7 protein-coding genes are annotated in these 10,567 nt (G+C 24.5%); 5 read left to right on the top strand and 2 right to left on the bottom strand.

Annotation, left to right across the window (positions count from 1 at the left end):
• The first annotated feature begins 573 nt into the window (after window positions 1–573).
• From Q0087_RS09205 to Q0087_RS09215, 3 genes are all read left to right on the top strand, one after another.
• Window positions 574–2,973 carry a hypothetical protein gene (locus tag Q0087_RS09205; RefSeq protein WP_297899738.1) on the top strand — a complete coding sequence of 800 codons (2,400 nt, stop codon included), beginning with the start codon at window positions 574–576 and terminating at the stop codon, window positions 2,971–2,973.
• Between the two features lie 377 nt (window positions 2,974–3,350).
• On the top strand, window positions 3,351–3,911 hold the full coding sequence (locus Q0087_RS09210; protein ID WP_297899740.1) for a hypothetical protein: 561 nt from the start codon (window positions 3,351–3,353) through the stop codon (window positions 3,909–3,911).
• Between the two features lie 195 nt (window positions 3,912–4,106).
• Entirely contained in the window at window positions 4,107–4,247 is a 141-nt protein-coding gene (locus tag Q0087_RS09215) for a hypothetical protein (RefSeq protein ID WP_297899742.1), read from the top strand.
• A gap of 67 nt (window positions 4,248–4,314) precedes the next feature.
• Here the strand turns inward: Q0087_RS09215 and Q0087_RS09220 are convergent, their stop codons facing one another.
• Together Q0087_RS09220 and Q0087_RS09225 are read right to left on the bottom strand one after the other, a co-directional pair.
• A complete protein-coding gene (locus Q0087_RS09220; RefSeq protein WP_297899744.1) occupies window positions 4,315–5,301 on the bottom strand; it encodes a DegT/DnrJ/EryC1/StrS family aminotransferase in 987 nt (328 codons plus the stop codon).
• A gap of 74 nt (window positions 5,302–5,375) precedes the next feature.
• Entirely contained in the window at window positions 5,376–6,572 is a 1,197-nt protein-coding gene (locus Q0087_RS09225; protein ID WP_297899750.1) for an Nre family DNA repair protein, read from the bottom strand.
• Window positions 6,573–7,105: 533 nt separating this feature from the next.
• Here Q0087_RS09225 and Q0087_RS09230 point away from each other — a divergent pair.
• Together Q0087_RS09230 and Q0087_RS09235 are read left to right on the top strand one after the other, a co-directional pair.
• A complete protein-coding gene (locus Q0087_RS09230; protein ID WP_297899746.1) occupies window positions 7,106–7,747 on the top strand; it encodes a TetR/AcrR family transcriptional regulator in 642 nt (213 codons plus the stop codon).
• A gap of 471 nt (window positions 7,748–8,218) precedes the next feature.
• Window positions 8,219–10,339 carry a thioredoxin domain-containing protein gene (locus Q0087_RS09235; RefSeq protein WP_297899748.1) on the top strand — a complete coding sequence of 707 codons (2,121 nt, stop codon included), beginning with the start codon at window positions 8,219–8,221 and terminating at the stop codon, window positions 10,337–10,339.
• The last annotated feature ends 228 nt before the right edge of the window (window positions 10,340–10,567 follow it).

Here is a 10,567-nt window from a genome sequence, read left to right on the forward strand (position 1 = left end):
GGTATTTTTCGATAGTTTTATATAGTGGTTGTTCACTATTATATTATAGAGAATACTTACTTTTTTATTCTCTTTTTGAAAATTGTTAATATTGTATAAGAATATTATAAACAAATAATCTAATAGCTAGTGATTTTATAAACTATAAACTAATCAAAAATTCTGTTCAATAAACAGATTATTCAATGATTTAGCTTTTTTATTTAATTTCCAGTGATTTTTCAAACATTTTTAATAAGTGATTGTAACAATTGATGGACTAGTGAATTCATAAAAAAAATAATTTTTAATGTATTATAGGCACCCACTATTTTTTTTATATTATATTTAAATGAAAAAATATTGGTTATATAATAAATTATTATAATGAATGCTCGTTTAGATATTTTTTATAAAAAATATTTTTTTATAAATTATTCTTTTATTTATGTACTCAAAAAAGAGTTTTTATGAACTTACTCTTTTTAATAAACCTAATATCCTATCAGTATTAGCAATTTTATTAATATTAAATATAATAAAAATTTCACATTCTACTTGATAGATTGTGAAATTGATTTTTGGAGGTGAATAATGTTAAATTATTCAAAAAAATTAGATAGAAGAATATTTATTCCAATATTAATTATTTTAGCTGTATTTTTATTAGCTACTACTATGCAAACTGATTTTGCAGCTACTAACTCAATTGATAACACAACTACTGGCGGAATAAGCGGTGCACTAAATAGCTCAAATCCTGGAGACACTATAGAACTTGATGATGGAGTATACATAGGCAACAACAATACAAACATGACTATTAATAAGGATATTACAATTCAAGGAAAAACCAAAGACAAAGTCATATTAGATGCACAAGGACTATCAAGAATATTTGCAATAAGTAGTAATCGAAATGTGACTTTTATAAACATAACTTTTCTCAATGGAAATGCTAATATGGGGGGAGCAGTTAATAATGGTGCTAGTCCTGGAACAATTATGAATTTTATAAATTGTAATTTTATCAATAATACAGCATCTGCTACTGGTGGAGCAATATGGACTAATGGTAATTTAACTATCATTGATTCTAAATTTATCAATAATACAGCATCTACTACTGGTGGAGGAATATATGTAACTACTAATTCTATTACTAATGTTATAATTTATGGATCTACTTTCAGAAATAATGGTGTTAATGATTTTGGTGGGGGGATTTATTTAACTACTACTACTGGCAATACAGTTAATATCGATATTGTTAACAATACATTTATAAATAATACTGCTCGTACTGGCGGTGGAATCTATGCAACTAATGTGGGTGCGAGTATTACTAATATAAACATATCTGATTCTAAATTTATTGATAATATGGGTAATGGATTAATGGTACTTTCTGGTGGTCAGGCTAGTATTACTACTGCTAATGTTATTAATTCAACTTTCACTAATAATAATGCTAGTGGAGTTAATGTTGGTTCTAATGGTGGAGGTATAACTAATATTAACATTTTTAATTGTGCTATTAGTGGTAATTCTGGTTCTGGTAATGGTGGAGGAATAGCTGTAGTTGCAGATCATAGATCTTATTCAAATGTTAATATTTCTTACTGTAATATTAGTGGTAATTCTGCTGGTATAAATGGTGGTGGAATTTATATTCGTGCTGGCGGTAATGGTAATGGTACTGCTAATGTTAATATTTCTAACTGCAATATTAATAATAATTCTGCTGGTATAAATGGTGGTGGGATTCATGCTCAAACTCACGATTTAAATTGTTCTGGTTCTGTCAATATTAATATCTCAAATTGTAATGTTAATGGTAATTTGGCTGATTTTAATGGTGGTGCAGTTAGTGTTTATACTGGCAATGGTAGTAGTGGTGATACTACTGTAGTTATCAATAATTCTACTTTAGAGAATAATAATGCTAATATTTATGGGGATACTGCTAGTGTAACTACTGGTGAAAATAGTACAGGTAGTAGTATTTTGATTATTACTGGTGATTCTAGTGTAACTAACAATGATCCAAATAAAAATGATGATGGATTATATGTTTTTTCTAGTGAAGGATCTACAGGTAATAGTGATATTATTGATAATTCCACTATTTTTGTAAAATTGTCTGTTAATTCTACTATTGTTGTTTCTAATATTATTGTTGGGAGTAATACTACTATTTGTGGTGTTGTTACTGATGAAAATGGCAATCCTTTTGCAAATCTTCTGATTACTATTAATATTGATGGTATGGATTATAATGTGACTACTAATAGTGCTGGTGAATGGAGCTTAACTTACATTCCTATAAATATTGGTATTATTAGAATAGTTGTAAGTTCAGCTGAAAACAATGTGTATCATGCTTTCAATAATACTGAAACTTTTAATGTTAAATCTAACACCAAATCAAATATTGTTGTTTCTAATGCTACTACTGGAAAACAAACAAATGTTAGTGGTGTTCTTGTAGATGAAAATGGAAATCCTATAAGTGGTGCTAGTTTGAATGTTGTTATTGGTGGTAAATATTATACTGTAGTTACCAGTACAGATGGCACATGGGAACTACCTTATACTCCATCAAAAGCAGGTAATTACAATGCAAAGGTTTACTATACTGGTGATAATCTTTATTTACCTTCTACTGGTAGTGTAGCTTATACTGTTGCTCAAGAAGAAGAAGATACTCCTACTAAAGTTGATATTCGTCTTGTTAAAAGGAATAATAGTAAAGCTGTTAGACATGGAAATGTTGTTTATATGAAATGGTTGACTTTTAAAAACTTTGGGGCTTCTGGCTCACAAACAATAAACGCAAAAATCATCATTAAAAACCTAAAATACAAACTATGGAAAGTCTACAACAAAAAACTCAACTACAAATTTGCAAAAAACAACATAAAATTCAAAATAAACCTAAAATCCAATGGCATATACAAACTAAAACTAAAAGTCTACAAACCAATAAAATAAAACTAGAAAACAAAAAAAATTAAAAAACATTTAAAATTAAAAACATTTTAAAGGGAAGAAAAATTGAAAATAATGGATTAATAATCTATATTTTTAATAAAAAACTTTCCCCTACTTTCTTTTTTTAAATAAGCTTATCAAATTAATAAAAAAATTCTTTTAATCCTTTATGAATGATATAATAGCTATTTTTATAAATCTATATGATATTTTTGTAAAATTTTTTATTTAGTTTTATAATAATATTTCATAATTTAAATTAGTAATATGATTTAATTTTAAATTAACTTAAAATATTTATAATAAGAATTAAATAATATTGTATATAAAAAATATGTATATGAAAATATTATATATTATATAATAGGATAATATTTATGAAAAATGAGGATGATTCTGATTATATTGAAGTTAATAATTCTAATTGTAAAAATGAATTACTATTAGATTTCATGATTAAAGACTATGATCATGAAATAGATAGAAGAAATGTCTTTGATAATAAATCAGGTAGTTTAATTGCTTTTAGTGGTATTATTTTAACATTTCAAGGAGCATTAACCTCTTTTGTTTTTTCAAATTTGAATAATTGGATAATTGAATTGAAAATTATAATTCTATTATTTTTCATAGGGTCTTTAATTCTTTACACTGCTTCATTATATTTTTTTATAAAAGCATATTCAGTTTCAAAATGGCTTTTTGTACCATCAAATAATATAACCTATGCTGATTTTAAAGATGAAGATATTGAAAAAGAGGAAATAATAGTTGAAACTATACATTTTTATAATAAATCTATTGATACTAATGGTGAGTCACTGTATAAAAAGGCAGAAAAAATTAAAAAAGGTATGAAATTTCTTCAAGCAGGAATAATAATAACTGTTATTTATATCTCTCTATATTGTATCAATTTAGTTATATATCAGATCTAATTCTAATTTACTTTATATTAATCTAATATTTATTATATTGGGATTTAAATAAAAATAATGTATATTATAATTAAATAAAAACTATTTTTAAAATTATAAAACTAAAAAATATAAGGTTAAAAAATTAATAATTCAACTAAAATTAAAACTTTGTATAGGTTTTAGAAAATTATTATCATTTTTTAATGATGAATAATGTTTTCTAATGGGGTGATTACTATATCAAAAGGTGAAAATTCAGAAAAAAAACGAATTAGGGTAAAAATAAAGGGTAAACATATCAAAGAGGAAGAAATTAATAAAAATATTAAAAAAGAATTATTAAAAGATGATTAGGTCATTAAGAATTAAGAATTAAGAAAAATATCTGATTATTAGAAGAAATGATTTATTCCACTTTTTTTCACTGATATTTTTGAATTGTCCTAATGATTTTATCTAAGTTTTCTTTTTCAAGGGCTTCTGTATTCAGATTCTTAATTTCAATAGCTACGCCCTTTTCTTTTAATCTATTATAATTTGGACATTTGGTTATAAAAGCTCGACCACCAAGATCGAATTCTTCTTTTAGGTTTTTAGCTAATTCATGATGGTTATCATTAGCTAATATAACATTAGTTCCTCTTTTATCTTGATGTATAACATTTTTAAGATTGTTCTTAATATAACTTGTAGCTTGAATAGTCTTTTTTAGATTGTTTTCTGCAAAGTCTATCTCAGTGTAAATAGCTTTTTTTGTAATAGTATTAGATTTACATACTTTTAAAAGAAGTTTTGATTTTTCAAAAATATCTTTATTATTAGTGGTTATAAAACCACCATCATTAACATTAATCACTTTTGGAGAGGAAGTTGAAACTATTATAATATCTGAATATTTTCCATTAGCTAATTTCCCTTCAAAGTCACAAATTCCACCAGAAGCATCTTCAACAAGAGTAATGTTATTATCATTAGACCAATTACTAATTTCTTTCATTGGTTGTTCTGCTGTATAACCTGCAAAACTAGTTAAAAAAATAGCTGAATTGTTATTATTAACTGAAGGATTTTTTTCTAAAAAATCATCCAATACTTCTTGATTTATTATTCCTAAATCAGTTTTAATTGTTATTATTTCTTTGTTTAAGAACTTAGCTATTTGTTTAAATCCATGCCAAGCTCCTTGATCAGGTATTATTATTGGCCCTTCAATTCCATTCATAGCTACCATTATAGCTGCATTCCCACTATTTACAATTTCACAATAATCATGATTTGTTTTTGAAGATATTTTGTTCTTAATCTCATTATCATCAGTTTTTTGGTTTTGAGAATCTAGAGAACCTTTTATTGTTTCTTCCATTACTTTTTTTGTTTTTTTGGAAGGTTCTTTGTATAGTAGTTTCATTTTTTTACCTGTTTATAAACTTTTTAGTTTTTTTATAAAATTAAATATATTAATTAAACTATATTTTTGTCCTTTTAATGTTGATGTTTAATATCTTTTTTAAAGAATCCATCTAATGTTGTTTGTCTTGATTGTAATAATTCTTTTAAAAGATCACTTGTTTTAACATATTTATTAATTGGAATTTTGAGTTTTGTTCCAACATATTCAAGAGACTGTTTCAAACCTTCAAATTCCTTGTAAGGTTGTTCCATAGCATATTTAACATTTTCCCTGACATTGAAAACTCCAAGAGGGACATAACCAGAATAAGCTTCTCTAAGAACAATAACTCCTGCTTGTTTCTTTTGTTTAGCTAATGAATCCAAAACTGCCATTTTGCAAGTGTAATAACATCCTCCAACACTTGAATACTCTTTTTTGTCAGTATTTGTTTCATAATCTGAGAAAATCATTTCCTCTTTTCCTAAAATTTTTATAAAGGCTTCCATCCATTCATATTGCCATTCCATTGGAACTAAGATAATAGCATAATAATTTTTAAGACTACTAAATTCATAAACTCTTGCAGTATCAATGATAGGATAATGTCTAACTTCTTTAAGAAGAGTATTAGCTATAGAACTATCGCAAGCTGTAATAGACCATCTTGTTGGAACAAGCTTTCTTTTGTTTTTAGTTCCTATTGCACCAACTGAGAAAGCTTTTTGCATTGCAGAAAAAGGAACATCTTTATCATGCAAGTTCATAACTGCTTCAGTAGCTCTTAAATCAGTATCATAATAAGTTTTCTCAAGCTGTTTATCCCACCTTACACTCTCAATATTAAATTTTTCAATAACTGCACTTGGGCCATGTGGTGTACTATCTTCATTGAATGAAGATCCAACAGGTCTTTTTAAAAAATTAGCTTCAGTATCTGTAGATTTGGATGATAAAGATATATCTTGTAATTTTTCAATAAATGGGTTTTCAAGATCATCAATTCTTATTAGTTGTTTTCCTCTAACTAGATTTAAACGATAGTTAATAATATCGTCCTGTGTTTTATTCTCACCAATCCATGATTCTGGAGAATCCATTATAGCTGTATCTCCAGTTTCAGCTACCATCATTGGACCAGCATATACTTTTGGATAACTCCATCTACCAATAAAAACTGATGGAGGAGTACTACCATCTAAATCTCTACCTACCTTTACAGATTTCATTTGTATTTTTTCAGTTAATTTTTTCAAGTAGGCATTTTTTGATCTAAACATATGGTTAATTATATACTCAAAACTAGTATTTTAAAATAGTGTTTTTATAAAATTTTTATATATTCTAATATATTTTCAGATATTACTAATTTAGGAGGGATTATATTCTAGTATATTTTCAGATATTACTAATTTAGGAGGGATATATTCTAATATATTTTCAGATATTACTAATTTAGGAGGGATATATTCTAATATATTCTCAGATATTACTAATTTAGGAGGGATAATTCTAGTATATTTTCAGATATTACTAGTTTAGGGGGGATATATTCTAGTATATTTTCAGATATGAAGAATTTTAGGAGAATTTATACTAATATATTTTCAAATATTAAGAATTTAGAGTTTATATATTCTAATATATTTCTAAATATTTAGAATTTTAGGGGTAATAATTATATAATTATAAACTAATATAATATATAGTAATACAATAAATAATTATATAATATTAGTTTAATGATTGTTTTATGATATTAGAATTAAATATTTTCATTAAATTTTATTCAATTTTAAAAAAATAACATAAGTGGTTTAGAATGAAGGTTAAAGATAGAATAGCAGAGACTACATTTACACTTTCGCTTAAATATGGATTTGATAATGTATCTCTTAAACAGATTGAAACTGAAGCAAATGCAACAACTGGTGCAATATACTACCATTTTAAGGATAAAAATGCAATATTGGCATATATTATTGAAAAATATCTTTCAAATGAAATAGAAAATTTTCAAAAGATTATTGAGAATTATGAGGCACCTATAATCGAAAAATTAAGATTTATTTTTTATTATCACACTGGATTAGATATATCAAATAAGTCAAAGGATTTAAATATTTTAAATAACTCAGAAGCTATAGATCTTTTAGATATAACCAATACTAATTATAAAGAATATTATTTATTCTTAATGGGTTCTTATCATGAACATCCTGAACTTAGACCTTTACATCATGAGATGAATCATGAATTCTTTAAGTTTTATAATGAGTTAGTTGAAAAATCTATGAAGAAAAATGAGATTAGAACTGATTTATCTGCATATGATATGGCTCTTCATATTTACACTGTTATGATGGGTTTTATAACTATTTCAATAATCTCTTCAGACTTTACTAATGAAGAAATGATAGAAAAAGACTTAGCTGCAATTTGGGAATACATTAAACCACAATAATCAGCTAATTTTATTTTTTAATTATAAATAAAGTTCTGATTATTTTTCAAGACTTTATTAAATTTTTTATTATTTAATTTAGTTAAATTTGACTTTAAATCAATATTAAAATTATATTATTATATTTAGATATATTATTATATTTAGAAATTTTTATTATATTGTTTTAACATATTATTATATATATAACAGGATATTTTTATTATTATAATCTATAGAATATGATATTTTTATTATTATCATTATTATCATTATAATCTATAGAATATGATATTTTTATTATAATCATTATAATCTGTAGGATATGATATTTTTATTATTATATATATAACAGGATATTTTTATTAGTTTTATTATTTTTTTTATTTTTATTATCATTATTAAATTTATTAGCTATTAAATAAATTTTATTATTCATTTATAAAATATTTTATAAAATCAAATAGAATTTGTCTTTCTATGGTGATTTAAATGAATTTAAAGAATATAAAAAACAAAAACACAAAACCAAATAGTTTAATTAATGAAACTTCACCTTATCTTCTACAGCATGCATACAATCCAGTAGATTGGCATCCTTGGAATGAAGAAACTTTTTCATTAGCTAAAAAAGAGAAAAAACCTATATTTTTAAGTATTGGTTATTCAACTTGTCATTGGTGCCATGTAATGGAAAAGGAATCTTTTGAAGATGAAGAAGTAGCTAATATTTTAAATGAAAATTTTATCAGTATAAAAGTTGATAGAGAAGAAATGCCCTCTGTTGATAGTATGTATATGGAATCAGCTATTATATTTACAGGAAATGGTGGTTGGCCATTAACAGTATTAATAGACTCTGATAAAAAACCTTTTTTTGCAGGAACATACTATCCTAAAATATCTCTTATTAGAATATTAACTGATATAGCTGATACTTGGAAAAATAATCCAAAAAAACTTAAAAATATTGCTAATGATATTTTAAATGATTTAAAGGATTTACATTCTTCAAATGATTTAGAAAAAAATAATAAATTAAGTAAAAAAATTGATGATAATTTAGATATAGCTAATGAGGGTATTGAATCTATTCTAAATTATGATATTATTGAAAAAACTTTTGAAGACCTTAAATCAAGATTTGATGATCTTTTCGGGGGATTTGGATATTCTCCTAAGTTTCCATCAGCTCAAAATATTTTATTCTTGAATAGATATTATTTTCAAACAGAAGATTCTGAAGCAAAAATGATGGCTGAGAAAACATTAGATGGTATGTTCAATGGGGCCATATTTGATCATATTGGTGGGGGATTTTCAAGATATTCAGTTGATAGAAAATGGTTAGTACCTCACTTTGAAAAAATGATGTATGATAATGGGATTTTAGCCATGGCTTATCTTGAGGCAGGACTCTTATACAACAAAAAATATCTTAAGGTAGCTAAAAAAATTTTAAACTATTGTTTTAAAGAGATGTTAGGAGATTATGGATTTTACACAGCCCAAGATGCAGATAGTGAAGGTAAAGAGGGAAAATATTATTTATTCACAATAAACGATATTAGAACTGTTTTAGGCTCTTCAGATTCTGAAAAATTTTGTAAACTTTTTGATATTACAAAAAATGGCAACTTTGAGATGAAAAATATTCCTAATTTAATTAAAACTTTTTATAACAATAAAGAAGAGTATAATAAGATTTTTGAAAATAGCTATAATAAAAATATCCATGATGATTTAAGCTTTGATTCCTTTATTGAAGACACAACAAAAAAATTATATGAATTTAGGTTATCAAGAACTCCCCCATTTAAAGATGAAAAAAATTTAGCTTTTGTCAATGGATTGATGATAGCTACACTATCTATTGGATCTAATATATTAAAAGAAGAATTTTACATTGAAAAAGCAGAAGAAATCGGAGACTTTATCCTTAATAATCTAATTCAGGATGGAAGATTATATACAAGTTATAAAGATGGTAAAATAAGAAATAAAGGAGTTTTAGATGATTATGCTTATGTAATATGGGGATTCATTGAATTATTCCAAGTTACTTTAAATAATAAATGGCTATCTTCTGCAGAAAAATTAATGGATGATATGATAAAATTATTCTTTGAAGAAGGTAGTTTATATCTTTCTGGAGTTGATTCAGATGACTTACCTATTAGAACTAAGAATATCTATGATGGAGCTATTCCTTCAGGAAATAATATAAGTATAATAAATCTAATGAAGCTATTTTCAATTACAGGTAACTATAATTATAAAAATATTTTTGAAAAGGTTATAGCTAATTTAAAAGAAGATATTGAAAAAAACCCATTAGCTTTCATAACACTAATTTCAGGATTAATATATGATCAGTCTGGAGGAATACATATAAATTTATTTTTAGATTCAGATAATGAAAATGTTCATAATTTAATTAAAGAAAAATTAGGATTTTGGAGTCCATTTTTAACTGTTTCTCTTTTTGAAAATAATTCTAAATCAGATGAAAATAAGATATCTATTTGTGAAAATATGGTTTGTAAACCTGATAAGAAAATTGATGATTTTTCATTTAAAGATATTGATTCTAAGATTATTAAATTAGATTAAATGATAATTTCATTTTTTTATTTATAAAATATTGGAAAATAAGGTATTGATTTATAATAATTATAATATTTGAAAATAAGGTATTAGATTATAATAATCATAATATTGAAAATAATGTATTGGATTATAATAATTATAATATTTGAAAATAAGATATTGGATTATAATAATTGTAATATTTGAAAATAAGGTATTAGATTATAATAATCATAATATTGAAAATAATGT

This window comes from uncultured Methanobrevibacter sp., assembly GCF_937881195.1.
Lineage (GTDB): Archaea > Methanobacteriota > Methanobacteria > Methanobacteriales > Methanobacteriaceae > Methanobinarius.

Coding starts and splice junctions, on each gene's coding strand:
- Q0087_RS09205 (WP_297899738.1), top strand. CDS start 574: ATGTTAAATTATTCAAAAAAATTAGATAGAAGAATATTTATTCCAATA.
- Q0087_RS09210 (WP_297899740.1), top strand. CDS start 3,351: ATGAAAAATGAGGATGATTCTGATTATATTGAAGTTAATAATTCTAAT.
- Q0087_RS09215 (WP_297899742.1), top strand. CDS start 4,107: ATGTTTTCTAATGGGGTGATTACTATATCAAAAGGTGAAAATTCAGAA.
- Q0087_RS09220 (WP_297899744.1), bottom strand. CDS start 5,301: ATGAAACTACTATACAAAGAACCTTCCAAAAAAACAAAAAAAGTAATG.
- Q0087_RS09230 (WP_297899746.1), top strand. CDS start 7,106: ATGAAGGTTAAAGATAGAATAGCAGAGACTACATTTACACTTTCGCTT.
- Q0087_RS09235 (WP_297899748.1), top strand. CDS start 8,219: ATGAATTTAAAGAATATAAAAAACAAAAACACAAAACCAAATAGTTTA.